The organism is Variovorax sp. EL159 (genome assembly GCF_900100965.1).
Lineage (GTDB): Bacteria > Pseudomonadota > Gammaproteobacteria > Burkholderiales > Burkholderiaceae_C > Variovorax.
Genome location: NZ_FMUJ01000010.1, coordinates 13761 through 29830 on the forward strand (window position 1 = coordinate 13761; position 16070 = coordinate 29830).

The 16070-nt window shown below is 67.7% G+C and carries 14 protein-coding genes; 8 read left to right on the forward strand and 6 right to left on the reverse strand.

Features of this window, described 5'->3' with window-relative positions; translation table 11 throughout:
• Positions 1–21 precede the first annotated feature (21 nt).
• On the forward strand, positions 22–1287 hold the full coding sequence (fahA, locus tag BLQ28_RS30100) for a fumarylacetoacetase (RefSeq protein ID WP_093247010.1): 1266 nt from the start codon (positions 22–24) through the stop codon (positions 1285–1287).
• Between the two features lie 145 nt (positions 1288–1432).
• On the opposite strand, the gene mrdA is transcribed toward fahA, so the two are convergent.
• From mrdA to BLQ28_RS30120, 4 genes are all read right to left on the reverse strand, one after another.
• The gene (gene mrdA / locus BLQ28_RS30105) at positions 1433–3403 is read right to left on the reverse strand and encodes a penicillin-binding protein 2 (RefSeq protein WP_093247011.1); all 1971 of its coding nucleotides are present in this window, start codon (positions 3401–3403) and stop codon (positions 1433–1435) included.
• A 57-nt stretch (positions 3404–3460) separates the two neighbouring features.
• Entirely contained in the window at positions 3461–3982 is a 522-nt protein-coding gene (gene mreD, locus BLQ28_RS30110; RefSeq protein WP_093247012.1) for a rod shape-determining protein MreD, read from the reverse strand.
• A complete protein-coding gene (mreC, locus tag BLQ28_RS30115; RefSeq protein ID WP_093247013.1) occupies positions 3979–4938 on the reverse strand; it encodes a rod shape-determining protein MreC in 960 nt (319 codons plus the stop codon). The genes mreD and mreC overlap by 4 nt, the downstream gene beginning before the upstream one ends.
• 86 nt (positions 4939–5024) lie before the next feature.
• On the reverse strand, positions 5025–6068 hold the full coding sequence (locus BLQ28_RS30120) for a rod shape-determining protein (RefSeq protein WP_013538761.1): 1044 nt from the start codon (positions 6066–6068) through the stop codon (positions 5025–5027).
• 215 nt (positions 6069–6283) lie between these two features.
• Here BLQ28_RS30120 and gatC point away from each other — a divergent pair, with 215 nt between their 5' ends.
• From gatC to gatB, 3 genes are read left to right on the forward strand one after another with little or no spacing between them, the layout of a single operon-like run.
• A complete protein-coding gene (gatC, locus tag BLQ28_RS30125) occupies positions 6284–6583 on the forward strand; it encodes an Asp-tRNA(Asn)/Glu-tRNA(Gln) amidotransferase subunit GatC (RefSeq protein ID WP_093247014.1) in 300 nt (99 codons plus the stop codon).
• Positions 6583–8073 (forward strand): Asp-tRNA(Asn)/Glu-tRNA(Gln) amidotransferase subunit GatA, encoded by a 1491-nt coding sequence (gene gatA / locus BLQ28_RS30130; RefSeq protein ID WP_093247015.1) that lies wholly within the window; start codon positions 6583–6585, stop codon positions 8071–8073. Before gatC ends, gatA begins: the two co-directional genes overlap by 1 nt.
• Position 8074: 1 nt before the next feature.
• Entirely contained in the window at positions 8075–9565 is a 1491-nt protein-coding gene (gene gatB / locus BLQ28_RS30135) for an Asp-tRNA(Asn)/Glu-tRNA(Gln) amidotransferase subunit GatB (RefSeq protein WP_093247016.1), read from the forward strand.
• A gap of 42 nt (positions 9566–9607) precedes the next feature.
• Here gatB and BLQ28_RS30140 read toward each other — a convergent pair whose 3' ends face one another.
• Both BLQ28_RS30140 and pyrE read right to left on the reverse strand, forming a co-directional pair.
• On the reverse strand, positions 9608–10294 hold the full coding sequence (locus tag BLQ28_RS30140; protein ID WP_093247017.1) for a DUF4124 domain-containing protein: 687 nt from the start codon (positions 10292–10294) through the stop codon (positions 9608–9610).
• A gap of 12 nt (positions 10295–10306) precedes the next feature.
• Entirely contained in the window at positions 10307–10990 is a 684-nt protein-coding gene (pyrE, locus tag BLQ28_RS30145) for an orotate phosphoribosyltransferase (protein ID WP_093247018.1), read from the reverse strand.
• Between the two features lie 13 nt (positions 10991–11003).
• Between pyrE and BLQ28_RS30150 the strand changes: the two genes are divergently transcribed.
• From BLQ28_RS30150 to BLQ28_RS30165, 4 genes are read left to right on the forward strand one after another with little or no spacing between them, the layout of a single operon-like run.
• Positions 11004–11807 (forward strand): exodeoxyribonuclease III, encoded by an 804-nt coding sequence (locus BLQ28_RS30150; protein WP_093247019.1) that lies wholly within the window; start codon positions 11004–11006, stop codon positions 11805–11807.
• Positions 11808–11826: 19 nt separating this feature from the next.
• Positions 11827–13197, forward strand: coding sequence for a PcfJ domain-containing protein (locus BLQ28_RS30155; protein ID WP_093247020.1), 1371 nt, complete (start codon positions 11827–11829; stop codon positions 13195–13197).
• A gap of 4 nt (positions 13198–13201) precedes the next feature.
• Positions 13202–14014, forward strand: a complete 813-nt coding sequence (locus BLQ28_RS30160) for a DUF1266 domain-containing protein (protein WP_256327516.1) — start codon at positions 13202–13204, stop codon at positions 14012–14014.
• 37 nt (positions 14015–14051) lie between these two features.
• Positions 14052–16052, forward strand: coding sequence for a DUF4034 domain-containing protein (locus BLQ28_RS30165; protein WP_093247021.1), 2001 nt, complete (start codon positions 14052–14054; stop codon positions 16050–16052).
• The last annotated feature ends 18 nt before the right edge of the window (positions 16053–16070 follow it).

The following is a 16070-nucleotide window of genomic DNA, read 5'->3' on the forward strand; positions in this document are numbered from 1 at the left end:
CAGATTCACAGAAAGACAGACATGACCGCACTGAACGCCACCCATGACCCGAAGCTGCGCAGCTGGGTCGCCTCGGCCAATGAAGCCGGCACCGACTTCCCGATCCAGAACCTGCCCTTCGGCCGCTTCCGCACCGCCGGCAGCAGCGAAGGCTTTCGCGTCGGCGTCGCCATCGGCGACCAGGTGCTGGACCTGAAGGCCACGGGCCTGATCGACACCGACGACATGAACGCGCTGATGAACGCCTCGGTGAAAGACCGCCAGGCGCTGCGCGCCGCGATCTCCGCCGGTCTTGCCGAAGGCAGCGACAAGCAGGCCGCATGGTCGAAGGCGCTGCTGGCACAGGCCAAGGCCGAGATGACCGTGCCTTGCCGCATCGGCGACTACACCGACTTCTACACCGGCATCCATCACGCGACCACCATCGGCAAGCTCTTTCGCCCCGACCAGCCGCTGATGCTCAACTACAAGTGGGTGCCGATCGGTTATCACGGCCGCGCCTCGTCGATCGGCGTGAGCGGCCAGACCTTCAAGCGCCCACAAGGCCAGACCAAGGCGCCCGATGCCGTGGCGCCGAGCTTCGGCCCTTCGAAGCGGCTCGACTACGAACTGGAGCTGGGCTTCCTGGTCGGCCAGGGCAATGCGCTGGGCGAGCCCATCGCCATCGGCGAGGCCGAAGACCATCTGTTCGGCGTGACGCTGCTCAACGACTGGTCGGCGCGCGACCTGCAGGCCTGGGAATACCAGCCACTCGGCCCGTTCCTGGCGAAGAACTTCGCCAGCACGCTGTCGCCGTGGATCGTGACGATGGAAGCGCTGGCACCGTTCCGCGCGAAGTTCGAGCGGCCCGCGGAAGACCCGCAACCACTGCCATACCTCGACTCGGCATCGAACCGCGAGAGCGGCGCACTCGACATCACGCTCGAAGTGCTGCTGCAGACCGCGAAGATGCGCGCCGAAGGCGTCGCCCCCGTGCGCCTGACGCGCGGCAACACGACCGAGGCCGCCTACTGGACCGCAGCGCAGCTCATCACGCACCACACGGTGAACGGCTGCAACCTGCAGCCGGGCGACCTGCTGGGTTCGGGCACGCTGTCGGGGCCGAAACCCGACGAAGCCGGCTCGCTGATGGAGCTGACGCTGGGTGGCAAGCAGCCGATCACGCTGCCGAATGGCGAGAAGCGGACGTTCCTGGAGGATGGCGACACGCTGGTCATGCGCGGGTACTGCGAGCGCGCGGGGGCTGTGCGTATCGGCCTGGGTGAAGTTGCCGGCACGGTGATTTAAGGCCCCTTGGTATTCCTCCCTCTCCCTCTGGGAGAGGGTTAGGGTGAGGGCAAGCGGCAATCAAGGCCGCGCGATGTTGTGAGGCCCACGGCCCTCACCCTGGCCCTCTCCCAGAGGGAGAGGGAACAACACAAGAAGCAGAGGGTCAGGGCGCAGGCGCCGTCGTGCTCGCAGCCGCCGGCCACGCCACTTCGCTCGCCACACGCGGCTTGCCGATCGGCGCGGTCGCCTTGCCGGTCTTGATGGCCGCCATGTCGGCCTCGCTCGGGTACTGGTTCGCCAGCCAGTAGTCGAACACGCGGCGCGCGATGGGGGCCGCCGCACCCGCGCCCCAGCCCGCGTTCTCGACGATCACCGCCACGGCGATCTTCGGGTCGTTCACTGGCGCGAAGCCCATGAAGAGCGCGTGATCGCGCTGGTGTTCTTCCAGCGCGCGGGCGTTGTACTTGGTGTTCTGCGCCTGCGTCACGGCCTGCGCCGTGCCGGTCTTGCCGGCCGCCTGGTAGCTCGCGCCCGCGAACACGCCGCGCGCCGTGCCGGCGGTGACCACGCTGGTCAGGCCTTCGCGGATCACCGCGATCGCGGCCGGCGTGTAGCCGAGGTTTTCCGCCGGCGGTTGCGGCAGCGGCACCACCTGCCCGCTGACCGTGTCGCGCGTGGCCAGCACGAGGTGCGGCTTGTGCTTGAGGCCTCCGTCGGCCACGATGGACGTGGCCTGCGCCAGCTGCAGCATCGTGAAGGCGTTGTAGCCCTGCCCGATGCCCAGTGAGATGGTTTCGCCGGCGTACCACTTCTTGGCTTCAGGGCGCTTGTAGGTGTTGCGCTTCCACTCGGTGCTGGGCAGCACGCCGCGCACTTCGCCACCCAGGTCGATGCCGGTGATCTGGCCGAAGCCCAGCGGCTTCATGGCGTCGTGGATCATGTCCACGCCCATCTCGTTGGCCAGCGAATAGAAGTAGATGTTGCTCGACAGCTGGATCGCGCGCCGCATGTCGACGCCGCCCAGATAGCCTTCGGGGCTGCCGAAGCGGTGGCCGCCGAAGTTGAAGTAGCCGGGGTCGTTCACCACCACGCTGGGGCCGCGCTTGCCGGTCTGCAACGCGGCCAGCGCCATGAAGGGCTTGTACGTGGAGCCCGGCGGGTAGGTGCCGCGCAGGGCGCGGTTCAGCAGCGGCTTGTCGAGCGATTCGGTCAGCGCCGTCCAGCTTTCGTTGTCGATGCCTTCGACGAAAAGGTTGGGGTCGAAGGTCGGCTTGCTCACGAAGGCCAGCACCTCGCCGGTCTTGGGGTCGATGGCCACCACCGCGCCGCGCCGCTCGCCGAACATGTCTTCGACCAGCTTCTGCAGCTTGATGTCGAGCGCCAGCATCACCGTGTTGCCGGGCGTGGCCGGGTGGCTCGCAAGGCGCCGCACGGCGCGGCCGCCGGCCGAGGTTTCCATCTGCTCGACACCGGTCTGGCCGTGCAGCGTTTTTTCGTAGCTCTGCTCGATGCCCAGCTTGCCGATGTAGTCGGTGCCCTTGTAGTTGGCCTGCTCGTCTTCGTCCCAGTCTTCCATCGCGGTCTTCTCGCGCTGGTTGATGCGGCCGATGTAGCCGAGCACGTGCGAGGCCAGCTCGCCCTGCGGGTAGTTGCGGAACAGGCGCGCCTTGATCTCGACGCCCGGGAAGCGGTAGCGCTGCGCCGCGAAGCGCGCCACCTCTTCATCGCTCAGGCGCGTGCGGATCGGAATGGAGTCGAAGCTGCGCGAGTCTTCGCGCAGGCGCTTGAAGCGGCGGCGGTCGCGCGGCGAGATCTCGAGCACCTGCGTCAGGCTGTCGATGGTTTCCTCGACGTCGCCCACCTTCGAAGGCGTGATCTCCAGCGTGTAGGCCGAGTAGTTCGAGGCCAGCACGATCCCGTTGCGGTCGAGGATCAGGCCACGGTTGGGCACCACCGGCACGATGGCCGTGCGGTTGCTCTCGGCCTGCTCGGCCAGGTCTTCGTGCCGCGTGACCTGCAGGTAGACCAGCCGCGCGCACAACAGGCCGAACGCAAACAACACCGCCAGCCCGATCACGATCACACGGCGCTTGAAGCGCGCGAGATCGGCGGCGACATTGCGAATTTCGGTCATGGCGGTGGGAGCTTAGGCGCGTGCAAGTGCAATGGCAAATGCGGCTGCGGGGCAGGATTAGAGCGGTCGGTTCTCGTCCGGTTCCGGCGTGCGGCGCTGCGGCGCCAGCAAGAGGGCCGAGGCCAACGGCCACAGTGCGGCCTCGATGGCCGGCGAGATCAGCACCGTCCAGCCGGGGAACACGCCGCCGCCGATCATCCGCGTGATGACCTCGATCAGCTGCGACAGCGCAAAGAGCGGCAGCACCTGCAGCGCCTGCGACAGCACCGGGTACCACAGCAGGCGCCGATGGATCGTGATCGCGAAGAAGCCCAGCGTGGTGTAGGACAGCGCATGCTGGCCCAGCATCGACGACTGGTGCACGTCCATGCACAGGCCGAACACGAAGGCCGCGCCGATGCCCACGCGCGCTGGCTGGTGCACGCCCCAGAACACGATCACCAGCGCCAGCAGGTCGGGCATCCAGACGGCGCGGCCGATCGGCACCATGTTGACCAGCAGCGCCACGACGAGGCTGGTCCACATGAAGAGCGGGCTGACGGGCAGCAGGAGCTGCTGCTGGCCGGGTCGCTTGATCATCGGCGTTCTCCGGGCTTCTTTTCGTTCTTGCCCGCGCCGGGCTTGCCGTCGGGGCGCTTGCGCTGCGTGGTCACGGGCGGGGCGGGCGGCGGGGCCGTCGGTGCGCCGGTGGGTTCGAGCACGAGCACGTAGCGCGCGGCCGTCACATGCGCGAGCGGCACGCAATAGATGCGGGCGAAGGCCGAGTCGGCGCGGCGCTCGATGCGTTCGATCTTCGCGACCGGCAGGCCGGCCGGGTAGATGCCGTCGACGCCGCTGGTGGACAGCAGGTCGCCTTCCTGCAGGTCGGCGTTGGCGGCCATGAAGCGCAGCTCCAGGCCACCGCCGTGTGCCGAGGCGTCGCCGAAGGCCACGCTGCGCACGCCGGTGCGGGTGTTCTGCACGGGAATGGCGAGGTCGCGGTCGATCACCAGCGTGACCTCGCTCGTGAACGGCAGCACCTGCGTGACCTGGCCGAGCACGCCGCGCGCATCGATCACCGGCGAGCCGGCCACCACGCCCTGCGTCATGCCCTGGTCGATCACGATCTTGCGGGTGTAGGGATCGGCGGCGTCGTACAGCACCTCGGCCGCACGGCCGGGGGTCTGCGTGGTCTGGCGCAGTTCGAGCAGCTCGCGCAGGCGGGCGTTGTCCTGTGCCAGCGTGTCGGCCTGGCTCGCGCGCTCGGCCTGCATCATCAGCGCCTTGCGGGCATCGGCCTCGTTGCGCTGCGCGGTCTGCAAATCTTCGAGGTAGCGGCCGCCACCCACTGCCATCTGCACCGGCTTGAGCGCCACCCATTGCACCGGGTAGAGCACCGCGCCGAGGCCGGCGCGGATCGGCTGCACGATATGAAAGCGCGCATCGGCCACCATCAGAAAGAGCGACAGCGCGCCGAAGAAGATCAGCTTGCTGAGTGCCGACTGCCCCTGGTTGAACAGGGGTGGCGCTGTGCGATCGAGCGTGCCCAGAGGCATGAATTCAGACCCGGCGGTGGTGCGGAATCAAATAACAAAAAGCCGGCCTATGCAAGCAGAGGCCGGCCGATGATGGCTTTCGCCTTTTACTCGCTCGTGAAGATGCTGCCCAGGCGGTCCATGCGTTCGAGGGCGATGCCGCAGCCGCGCACCACGCAGGTCAGCGGGTCTTCGGCCACGAGCACCGGCAGGCCGGTTTCTTCGGCCAGCAGGCGGTCGAGGTCGCGCAGCAGCGCGCCGCCGCCAGTCAGCATCATGCCGCGGTCGGCGATGTCGGCGCCCAGTTCGGGCGGCGTCTGTTCCAGCGCGTTCTTCACGGCCGAGACGATGTTGTTCAGCGGATCGGTCAGGGCTTCCAGCACTTCGTTGCTGCTGATGGTGAAGCTGCGCGGCACGCCTTCGGACAGGTTGCGGCCCTTGACTTCCATCTCCTTGACCTCGGAGCCCGGGAAGGCCGAGCCGATGGTCTTCTTGATGACTTCGGCCGTCGGCTCGCCGATCAACATGCCGTAGTTGCGGCGGATGTAGTTGATGATGGCTTCGTCGAAGCGGTCGCCGCCGACGCGCACGGAGCCCTTGTAGACCATGCCGCCCAGCGAGATGACGCCCACTTCGGTGGTGCCGCCGCCGATGTCCACCACCATCGAGCCCGAGGCTTCGCTGACGGGGAGGCCCGCGCCGATGGCCGCGGCCATGGGTTCTTCGATGAGGTAGACGGAGGTGGCGCCTGCCGCCTCGGCCGCGTCCTTGATGGCGCGGCGCTCGACCTGGGTCGAGCCGCAGGGCACGCAGATGATGATGCGCGGGCTCGGCGTGAGCAGCGTGCGCGGGTGCACCATCTTGATGAACTGCTTGATCATCTGCTCGGTGATCACGAAGTCGGCAATCACGCCGTCCTTCATCGGGCGGATCGCCTCGATGTTGCCGGGCACCTTGCCCAGCATGGCCTTGGCCTCGCGGCCGACGGCCTGGATCACCTTCTTGCCGTGTGGGCCACCTTCGTGGCGAATTGCGACCACCGAAGGCTCGTCCAGCACGATGCCCTTGTTGCGGGCAAATATCAGGGTGTTGGCGGTGCCGAGATCGATCGCAAGGTCGGTGGAAAAGTACCGACGGAAAGCTCCAAACATGTGCGAAATCCTCTGGAGCACGGCCTGCGCACCGGCAGGTCGTCGCTCTATTTTTGGGTCGTTTGACGGGGTGAATTGATCGTTTTTGACGCAAAAGCCGGCGCGTTCGCGGGGGTTGCGGCAAAGGCGGGATAATACCCGAATCCCCTCTGATTCCTGTATTAGCACCCTCTTCGGCGTGCGATTACCTCGGCTTTTTTTGGCCACCCGACCCTATGTCACTGTCCACTTCCGATATTGCGCGCATCGCCTCGCTGGCGAGGCTGCAGCTTGCTCCCGACGAAAGCGAGCGCATGCTCAGCCAGATCAATGGCTTCTTCGACCTGGTTGAACGCATGCGTTCGGTCGACACCGAAGGCGTCGAGCCGCTGGCGCACCCCGTGGCGGCCATCGAGGACATCACCTTGCGTCTTCGCGACGACGTGGTGAGCGAGCCCGACAACCGCGAAGCCAACCAGAAGAGCGCCCCGGCCGTCGAAGCCGGCCTGTTCCTCGTGCCCAAGGTGATCGAATAATGAGCAGCGGTGAATTGCACCAATTGAGTGTGGTCGCGCTGGCCAAGGCGCTGGCCGACCGCAAGGTCTCGGCCGTCGAGGCCTCGCAGGTTTTCCTGGGCCGCATGAAGGCGCACGAATCGCTCGGCACCTTCGTCGACGTCAATGAAGAAGTCACGCTGGCCCAGGCCCGCGCGGCCGACGCGCAAATCGCGGCCGGCAACGCCCCCGCGCTGGCCGGCGTGCCGATCGCGCACAAGGACATCTTCGTCACCACCGACTTCGCCACCACCGCCGGCTCGAAGATGCTCGCGGGCTACCGCTCGCCCTTCGACGCGACCGTGGTGCGCCGCCTGGCCGAGGCCGGCGCGGTCACGCTCGGCAAGCTGAGCTGCGACGAGTTCGCGATGGGCTCGGCCAACGAAAACGTCGCCGTGCCCGCCGTCGGCCACGACAAGGCCGTGCCCGTGCAAAACCCCTGGAACCGCGAACGCATTCCGGGCGGCTCCTCGGGCGCCAGCGCAGCCGCCGTGGCTGCACGCCTTGCACCCGCCGCCACCGGCACCGACACCGGCGGATCGATCCGCCAACCCGCCTCGTTCTGCGGCGTGACCGGCATCAAGCCGACCTACGGCCGCGCCTCGCGCTACGGCATGGTGGCCTTCGCATCGAGCCTCGACCAGGCCGGCCCGATGGCCCGCTCGGCCGAAGACTGCGCGCTGCTGCTGTCGGCCTTCTGCGGCCCCGACCTCGACCGCGATTCGACCTCGCTCGACAAGCCCGCCGAGAACTTCAGCCGCTCGCTGAACGACTCGCTCGAAGGCCTGCGCATCGGCGTGCCGAAGGAGTTCTTCGGCGAAGGCGTGGCACCGGGTGTGCGCGCGGCGATGGATGCAGCACTGTTGCAGTATGAAAAACTCGGTGCGAAGCGCGTCGAGGTCACGCTGCCGCGTACCGAGCTGTCGATTCCCGTGTACTACATCCTGGCCGCGGCCGAAGCGTCGAGCAACCTGAGCCGCTTCGACGGCGTCAAGTTCGGCCACCGCGCCAAGCAGTACAAGGACCTGTCCGACATGTACGAGCGCACGCGCGCCGAAGGCTTTGGCGACGAAGTCAAGCGCCGCATCATGATCGGCACCTACGTGCTCTCGCACGGCTACTACGACGCCTACTACCTGCAGGCGCAGAAGGTGCGCCGCATGATCGCGGACGACTTCCAGCAGGCCTTCAAGCAGTGCGACGTGATCGCCGGCCCCGCCGCGCCGACCACCGCATGGAAGCTCGGCGAACACGGCGACGACCCCGTGGCCGACTACCTCGCCGACATCTTCACGCTGCCCGCATCGCTGGCCGGCCTGCCCGGCATGAGCGTGCCCGCAGGCTTCGACAGCGGCATGCCCGTGGGCCTGCAATTGATCGGCAACTACTTCGGCGAAGCGAAGCTGCTGAACGCAGCGCACCGCTTCCAGCAGGCCACCGACTGGCATGCACGCACGCCGGAGGGCTTTTGAGATGAGCGAGACCGTGAACACATTCGAAGCACAACAACAGGGCCGCCCGACCGGTCCGCTGGTGCGCGGCTATGAAGTCATCATCGGCTTCGAGACGCACGCGCAACTCTCGACCGCCAGCAAGATCTTCAGCCGCGCGTCCACCGCTTTCGGCGCCGAGCCCAACACGCAGGCCTGCGCGGTCGACCTGGCGCTGCCCGGCACGCTGCCCGTGATGAACAAGGGCGCGGTCGAACGCGCCATCAAGCTGGGCCTGGCGCTGGGCTCGCACATCGCGCCGCGCAGCGTGTTCGCACGCAAGAATTATTTCTACCCCGACCTGCCCAAGGGCTACCAGATCAGCCAGTTCGAGATTCCGGTGGTGCAAGGCGGCGCGGTGTCGTTCTTTCTCGGCGAAGAAAAGAAGACCGTGCGCCTCGTGCGCGCCCACCTCGAAGAAGACGCGGGCAAGTCGCTGCACGAGAACTTCATCGGCCAGAGCGGCATCGACCTGAACCGCGCCGGCACGCCGCTGCTGGAGATCGTGACCGAGCCCGACATGCGCTCCACCGCCGAGGCCGTGGCCTACGCCAAGGAGCTGCACAAGATCGTCACGTGGATCGGCATCTGCGACGGCAACATGCAGGAAGGCAGCTTCCGCTGCGACGCCAACGTGTCGGTGCGCAAGCCCGGCGACAAGCTCGGCACGCGGCGCGAGATCAAGAACCTGAACAGCTTCAAGCACATGCAGCAGGCGATCGATTTCGAGATCCGCTGGCAGATCGAAGAGATCGAAGACGGCCGCAAGGTCGAGCAGGCCACCGTGCTGTTCAACGCCGACACGGGCGAGACGCGTGCGATGCGCGCCAAGGAAGACTCGGCCGACTACCGCTACTTCCCCGACCCCGACCTGCCGCCGCTGGTGATTGCGGCCGACTGGATCGAGCGCGTGAAGGCCACCATGCCCGAGCTGCCGCGCGCCATGGCCGAGCGCTATGTGCGCGACCATGGGCTATCGGAATACGACGCCACACAGCTCACGCAGAGCACCGCGCTCGCACGCTACTTCGATGAAGCCGTGAGCGCCGGCGCCGCGCCCAAGCTCGCGAGCAACTGGATCACCGGCGAGATGGCACGCCGCCTGAACGCCGCCGAAATCGGCATCGAGGCCGCGCCCGTCAAGGCGCAGCAACTCGGCCAACTGGTCAAGCGCATCGCCGACGGCACGCTGCCGAACAACGCGGCGCGCGTGGTGTTCGATGCGTTGTGGACCGGCGAAGGCAGCGATGTCGACGCGATCATCGAAGCGAAGGACCTGAAGCCGATGAGCGACACCGGCGCGCTCGACGCGATCCTCGACGAAGTCATCGCCAAGAACGCGAAGAACGTCGACGAATACCGCGCCGGCAAGGAAAAGGCGCTCAACGGCCTCGTGGGCCAGGTCATGAAGGCCAGCGGCGGCAAGGCGAACCCCGCGCAGGTCACCGAGCTGCTGAAAGCCAAGCTGGGCTGATCGAACAAAGAAACCGGGGCCTTGCGCAAGGCCCCGGCGGGTTCAGCGAGGGTTGCCGCCGTTCTGCGGCGACCAGATCAGCTTGAGCCGACCGCGCTCTTCGTCGAAGCGCGCATTCACGCGCTTCTTCTCTTCTTCCTGTTCGGCGATGAAGCGGTTCTGCACCGCCACGCTCTGCGTGTTGTCTTCGAGCTTGCGGCGCACCGCACCGGGCGCCTTGCTGGTGTCCGCCTTGTAGAACTCCAGCTCTTCGTCGATCTTCTTGCGGTCTTCGCCCAGCTCGGCGATGCGCTTCTTCGCCGCCTGGATCACCGCGTCGATCTGCACCAGCGCTTCGGCGCGCTCGCGGTCGTGCGTGGCGGCGTTCGGGTAGCGCACCAGCAGTGCGCGCTCGCGGCGGCGCTCGTCGGTCAGGCGCGCGGCCTGGGCGGCGGCTTCGCGGGCGCGGTCTTCGCGCTCGGCCAGCTCGCGCGCCGTGTAGGTGGGCTCGACCTTGCGGCGAACCGAGCCGCTGGGGTTCAGCTCGCGCTGCTCGCGGTCGTTGCACTCCGCGATCGGCCGGTCTGCCGTGAGCGTGCGGCCGCGTGAGTCGATGCAGGTGAAGATGCCGGGGGCGGCGCCTTCCAGTTTCTGCGATTGCGCCTGCAACGCACCGCTGAAACCCGAAGCCACCAGAAACGATGCGACCGCCAGCAGGCGGGTCGGCTTGCCGTGATCGCGCGCGCGCATCGGTGCCGTGCCTCAGGCGGCGCCGTAGCGCGTGCGGTAGGCCAGCACGCGATCGCGGTGCGTGCCCAGGTCGGCGGCGGCATTGCCCGACAGGTAGCTCAGCAGGTCGTCCAGCGTGGCGATGGCGATCACCGACAGGCCGAGCTGGTTGCGCACGTACTGCACGGCGCTGTGGTCCACGTCGACGCCGTTCTCGGTGGCTTTCTCCTGCCGGTCGAGCGCGATGGCCACGGCATGCGGCGTGGCGCCGGCGGCCTGGATCGCGCCGATCGACTCGCGCACCGCGGTGCCGGCCGACATCACGTCGTCGACGATCAGCACGCGGCCCTTGAGCGGCGCGCCCACCAGGTTGCCGCCTTCGCCGTGCGCCTTGGCTTCCTTGCGGTTGTAGGCAAAGGGGTAGTTGCGGCCCCGGCGGGCCAGCTCGGCCGCCACCGTGGCGCCCAGCGGGATGCCCTTGTAGGCGGGGCCGAAGATCATGTCGAATTCGAGCCCGCTCTCGATCAGCCGGTCTGCATAGAATCCGGCCAGACGCGCGATCTTGCCGCCGTCGTCGAAGAGCCCCGAATTGAAGAAATAAGGACTCATCCGACCGGCTTTTGTCTTGAATTCGCCGAAGCGAAGTACGCCGGCATCCAACGCAAACTGGACGAAGTCCTGTGCGACCGCGCTGCTTTTCTCACCATCTACAGCCATCGGGAATTTCCTTGTGTTCAAACTGACCAGTCTCAATCTCAATGGCCTGCGTTCGGCCGCTACCAAAGGCGTGGCCGACTGGGTGGCCGAACTTGCGCCGGATTGTATTTGCATGCAGGAGATCCGGGTCCAGGCCGGCGACGTCGAAGGCCGCTTCGAGGAGATGGCCGGGCTCAAGGGCCACTTCCATTTCGCCGAGAAGAAAGGCTACGCCGGCACCGCCGTCTACACGAAGCACGCGCCGAGCAAGGTCGTGGTCGGCTGGGGCGACGCCGAATTCGACGCCGAGGGCCGCTACCTCGAGCTGCGCTTCGACACGCCCAAGCGCAAGTTCTCCGTCATCAGCTGCTACTTCCCGAGCGGCAGCTCGGGCGAAGAACGGCAGGCCGCCAAGTTCCGCTTTCTCGAAGGCTTCTTCCCGCACCTGGTGGCGCTCAAGAAGAAGCGCGACTTCGTCCTGTGCGGCGACATCAACATCGCGCACCAGCAGATCGACCTGAAGAACTGGCGCGGCAACCAGAAGAACAGCGGCTTCCTGCCCGAAGAGCGCGCCTGGATGACGAAGCTGCTCGACGCCGGCACCGATGGCGCGGGCCTGGTGGACGTGTACCGCCGGCTCAAGCCGGACACCACCGACGAGGCCTACACCTGGTGGAGCAACCGCGGCCAGGCCTACGCCAACAACGTGGGATGGCGGCTCGACTACCACCTGGCCACGCCGGCCATCGGCGCGCTGGCGCGCACCGAGGCGATCTACAAGACCGTCAAGTTCAGCGACCACGCACCGATCACGGTGGAGTACGACTTCACGCTGTAAGCAAGTCGCGCTGCCGCCGATGCCCGTTCCGCCTCCTTCCACGGTCGCGCCGTCTTCGTCCTCCGCCACGGCTGCGTCGGCGGTGTACCTGCCGCGCGACGTGGTGAACGCCCCCGAGGTCAAGGCCGCCATCGCGCGCCGCAGCGCCGAGCGCGGCGACGACGCCGACATGACGGCCTGGCTGCTGAACCACTTCTTCCGCTGGGCCATCGGCAGCTTCGCCAACGTGCTGCCGGTGCAGTCGCCCGCCGACTACCTGGCGGCGGCCGGCCCCGGCAAGCCGCTGCCCGAGTGGCTGGCCAAACAGCTCCAGCCGCGCGCGCCGATCGCCACGGCCACCGCGCAGGACAAAGACAAGGACAAGGAAAAGTCGAAAGGAAAGTCGCAGGACAAGGCCGAATCGCCCGCCGCCGAAGCCAGCCCGAAGACCTTCTACTACCTCGACCCCGAGCACCTGCTGCTGGTCGACCGCGAGCGCATGCTGGTCGAGTTCCTGCGCTCGCGACGCGGCACGCGGCTCGAACAGAAGCTGCAGCGCATCACCTGCTTCATGGCCATGGCCATGTGGGAGCAGGAACACCAGCGCATGCAGGCCAAGCGCAACAAGGGCTGGGTGCCCAGCAGCGGCCTGGCGCTGAAGGAGCTGCTGCGCACGCCCAACGGCGTGATCTTCGAGTTCGTCGGCAGCCACGCGGCGCTGCGCGAGGAGATGGCCTACGAGTCGTTCCACATGCAGCACTGCCTGGGGCAGTTCGCCAACATCAAGAAGCTCGCCGGCGGCTACGGCGAGCAGTACGCCAGTGCCGCGCAAAGCGGCCGGCTGCGCCTGTTCACGCTGCGCAGCGCGGGCAACCTGCCGCACGTGACCATCAGCCTCGAAGTGCATCCGGACGGGCTGCGGGTCGACCAGATCAAGGGCAAGCAGAACCGCCACCCGATCCGCAAGTACGCCGACGACGTGCTGCAGTTTCTGCGCACGCTGCCGCCGCGCGGCGAGCGCCACAGCGACTGCGAGGGCATGGGCCTGGTGTTCGAGCCCGAGGCATCGGACACCGCCCAGGGCGAATGGAAGTTCGTGACCGACGTGCAGAGCCCCGACTTCCTGCTCAGTGTGATGAGCGGCAACTTCCACCTGATCGAGCACTTCGAGCAGCCGCCGCCGGCGTTGCAATGGCTGCTGCTGCGCATCGCGCCGCACGAGCTGGCGCGGCTGCGGCAGATGGACGTGGCCGTGGCGGCCGCCGCCCGGCTGACGCTGCCTCCGAACCGCCTGCCGCCGTCGCTGCGTACGGATGTGCCGGAAGCACCGCAGGCACCCGCCGCGATGATGGAAATCGAGGGCATCTCGCTGAGCGCCGCCATGTGCGCGCCACCTACCGCGGCTGCGTGACGACATGCTGAAGGCCTTCATCCTCCTGCTGCTGCTGGGCTTGCTGTACCTCGGGGTGCGCGTGGCCTGGTTCATCGTGCGCACGGTTTTCCGCATCGCCATGCACGGCTCGGGCAAGGTCATCGGCCACATGGAGAAAGCCAACGCCGACCTCTCGGCGCGCGCGGCGCAGGCCCGGGCCGAGTCCGGCAAGGTCGTGCCCAACCGCCGCCGCTGGGCGTTGGCGCTCGGCGACATCCTGCTGCTGCGCAACGGCCTGCGCTGCGACAGCGACGCGCTGGCGCTCGACTTGCCCACCGAGCAGCGCCAGCGGCTGGCCAAGCAGGTGCTGCGCGAAATGAACATGGCCGCCGACCTGCCCGAGCGCGACATCGCCACGCAGATGCAGGCCGCGCTGGTCGGCTGGGTCGGCGGACTCGGCCGCACCCACGCCAACTTCTACGAACAGCTCGCGGCCGAGGGCAAGGTGCGCGACGCGCTGGCCTTCGACTGCGCGCGCACCGCCTTCCTGGTGCGCTGCATCGCGCTGCTGGGCTGGGTGCCCGAATCGCAGGCCTGGCTGGTGCTGTTCCTGAACGCGCAGCGCGCGCAGGACAGCTTCGAGAGCTGGGAAGACTTCGGCCACGCCTACGCGCGGGCCCGGCTGCACTGGCTGCGCATCAGCAGCCAGGACGGCCCCGCCTCTTCGCGCGCCACGCTGGAAGTGCAGGAGCACCTGCAGAACACCCAGGGCAACTGGCTCACGTTGCCGTGGAAGCGCTACCGCATCTTCGACCCCCAACCCACCATCACCATCGCCCCCGTCGCGACGGCCTGAATCGGCCCGAATCAGCCTGAAGCGCGACCGCCCGCCCATGACGACAAACACGCCCCCCGCCGCAGCGACCGTGATTCCTCCCGCGCCCGCGCGCTGGAAGCTCTGCGACATCGACGCCCTGCTGCGTACCGGCGACTACGCCGCGCTCGACCAGCGCCTGGACGACGCGCTGGCCGCCAGCTTCCACGACCGCGACGACGAAGAGCGCTACTACGGCGCGCTGCCCGACGACCTCTCCGGCTGCACGGCGGACGGTGCCGAGGGCCTGGCCCGGCTGCTCGCCTGGCAGGCCGCCAACCCGCAATCGGCCCACGCCTGGCTTTGCGAAGCCCACTACTGGTACCACTGGGCCTACCAGTACCGAGGCTCGGGCTGGGCCAGTTCGGTCACCGCGCTGGGCTGGGAATGCGCCCATGCCTGCGCCACGCGCAGCGCGGTCGCGGCCCTGCGGGCGCTGACGCTCGCGCCCACCATGTGGACCAGCTGTGCCCTGCTGCTGCAAAGCACCTCAGCCTTCAACGAACCCGACTGGCTGACCGAGCTGGTGCGCAGCGGCCGCTGGCCCGACAGCCCGCTGCAGCACTCGTTTTCGCTCGGCGACCCGGCCACACGCGAAGAGCTGCTCACCATGCTCGCGCGCTCGGGCCTGCGGCACGACGAGCGCATCGCATGCCCTGAAGAAGCGCCCGTCGCCCTGCCCTCGCCCGTGCAGGGCAAGAAGATGATCAGCGGCATCTCTTACTGGATCCATGCCACGCTGCACGTGCACCCGCGGCTGTTCTTCTTCATGCGCCAGTGCGTCTGGTTCCAGCAGCCGCGCTGGGGCGGCAGCCACGAGCGCGTGCGCGCCTTCATCGCGTCGCCCGCCTGCGCGCACCTGAACGAGGTCGAGAAAGACCGGCTGCGCCACGAGATCTGGCGCGACGACTACCAGGGCAACTCGGTCGACAAGGACGACGACCCGGTCGAAGCCCAGCAGCGCATGGCCGCCACGCGCCAGCGCGCCAACGAGGCGCTCTACCCCTACCACCGCTGGGAAACCCTGCGCTGGCTGGCCATCAGCCACTACATGCTCGACCAGCACGCGGAAGCACTGGCCTGCCTGCGCGAAGCCGAGAGCCACCACCCCATCGACGACGAATACGCGATGAACATGGCGGTGCACATCGCGCTCGAACAGGAGCCCGAAGGCCACTGGCTGGGCCAGGCCATCTGCAACAGCGCCAACGCCTACGAATGCAACACCGCGCTGATCCTGCACGGCTACTGCAGCCTGAAGGGCGTCTTCGGCTTCGTGCCCAACGAAGCGACCGGCAACGCGTGGCTGGCGGCCGCGCGCGAGCGTGCCGCCGGCACCGAGCACTGGGACGACCTGGCGCGCGCCCTGTGGCGCGTGCCGCGCAACAAGGAAGCCTTCGAGATGCTGGAGCTCGGTCTGGCGGCGGGCGACACCTCGTGCCTGCTCACGCTCGGCATCTTCCACGCCGGTGGCCTGCACGGCACGAAAGACCGGCAGCAGGCCATGCGCTGCTACAGCCAGGCGGCAGACGTCGGCAACAGCGTCGCAGCCTACAAGCTCGGCTACCTTTGCCACGACATGGCCTGGGAAGACGCCACACCCGCGGCACAACGCCCCGCGCTGCAGGTGCAGGCGGTCGAGGCCATGCTGAAGGCCCGCGAGCTCGGCCACGAAAGTGCCACCGAGGGCGCGTTGATGTTCATCAGCGACCTGTCCGACCTGAGCGCGCGCCATCGCCACCTGGACTTCGTGCGCGAGCATGCGACCAACGGCGACGCCATCGCAATGGCCGCGCTGTCGACCCTGCTGGCCGACGCCAACGACAAGGTGCTCTACAACTACCGCGAGAGCGTGCGCTGGATCATGGGCGCGCAAGCCGTCGCGCCCGAAGACGAGTTCGTGGTCAACGTGACCAAGAACACGCACCAGGACGGCTTTCTTTCGTCCACGCTCTACAAGCTCACGCGCCGCCAGATCAAGGCGCACGAAATTCCCGGCGGCGACAACGCGATGGTCTGAGCGCCCGCGGGTGGCAAC

What these genes read in the sequence shown, in the direction of transcription:
- gatC (WP_093247014.1), top strand. Translation starts at nt 6,284, where the DNA reads ATGTCACTGTCCACTTCCGATATTGCGCGCATCGCCTCGCTGGCGAGG.
- mreC (WP_093247013.1), bottom strand. Translation starts at nt 4,938, where the DNA reads ATGCCTCTGGGCACGCTCGATCGCACAGCGCCACCCCTGTTCAACCAG.
- BLQ28_RS30165 (WP_093247021.1), top strand. Translation starts at nt 14,052, where the DNA reads ATGACGACAAACACGCCCCCCGCCGCAGCGACCGTGATTCCTCCCGCG.
- BLQ28_RS30120 (WP_013538761.1), bottom strand. Translation starts at nt 6,068, where the DNA reads ATGTTTGGAGCTTTCCGTCGGTACTTTTCCACCGACCTTGCGATCGAT.
- gatB (WP_093247016.1), top strand. Translation starts at nt 8,075, where the DNA reads ATGAGCGAGACCGTGAACACATTCGAAGCACAACAACAGGGCCGCCCG.
- gatA (WP_093247015.1), top strand. Translation starts at nt 6,583, where the DNA reads ATGAGCAGCGGTGAATTGCACCAATTGAGTGTGGTCGCGCTGGCCAAG.
- mrdA (WP_093247011.1), bottom strand. Translation starts at nt 3,403, where the DNA reads ATGACCGAAATTCGCAATGTCGCCGCCGATCTCGCGCGCTTCAAGCGC.
- BLQ28_RS30155 (WP_093247020.1), top strand. Translation starts at nt 11,827, where the DNA reads ATGCCCGTTCCGCCTCCTTCCACGGTCGCGCCGTCTTCGTCCTCCGCC.
- pyrE (WP_093247018.1), bottom strand. Translation starts at nt 10,990, where the DNA reads ATGGCTGTAGATGGTGAGAAAAGCAGCGCGGTCGCACAGGACTTCGTC.
- BLQ28_RS30160 (WP_256327516.1), top strand. Translation starts at nt 13,202, where the DNA reads ATGCTGAAGGCCTTCATCCTCCTGCTGCTGCTGGGCTTGCTGTACCTC.
- BLQ28_RS30140 (WP_093247017.1), bottom strand. Translation starts at nt 10,294, where the DNA reads ATGCGCGCGCGCGATCACGGCAAGCCGACCCGCCTGCTGGCGGTCGCA.
- fahA (WP_093247010.1), top strand. Translation starts at nt 22, where the DNA reads ATGACCGCACTGAACGCCACCCATGACCCGAAGCTGCGCAGCTGGGTC.
- mreD (WP_093247012.1), bottom strand. Translation starts at nt 3,982, where the DNA reads ATGATCAAGCGACCCGGCCAGCAGCAGCTCCTGCTGCCCGTCAGCCCG.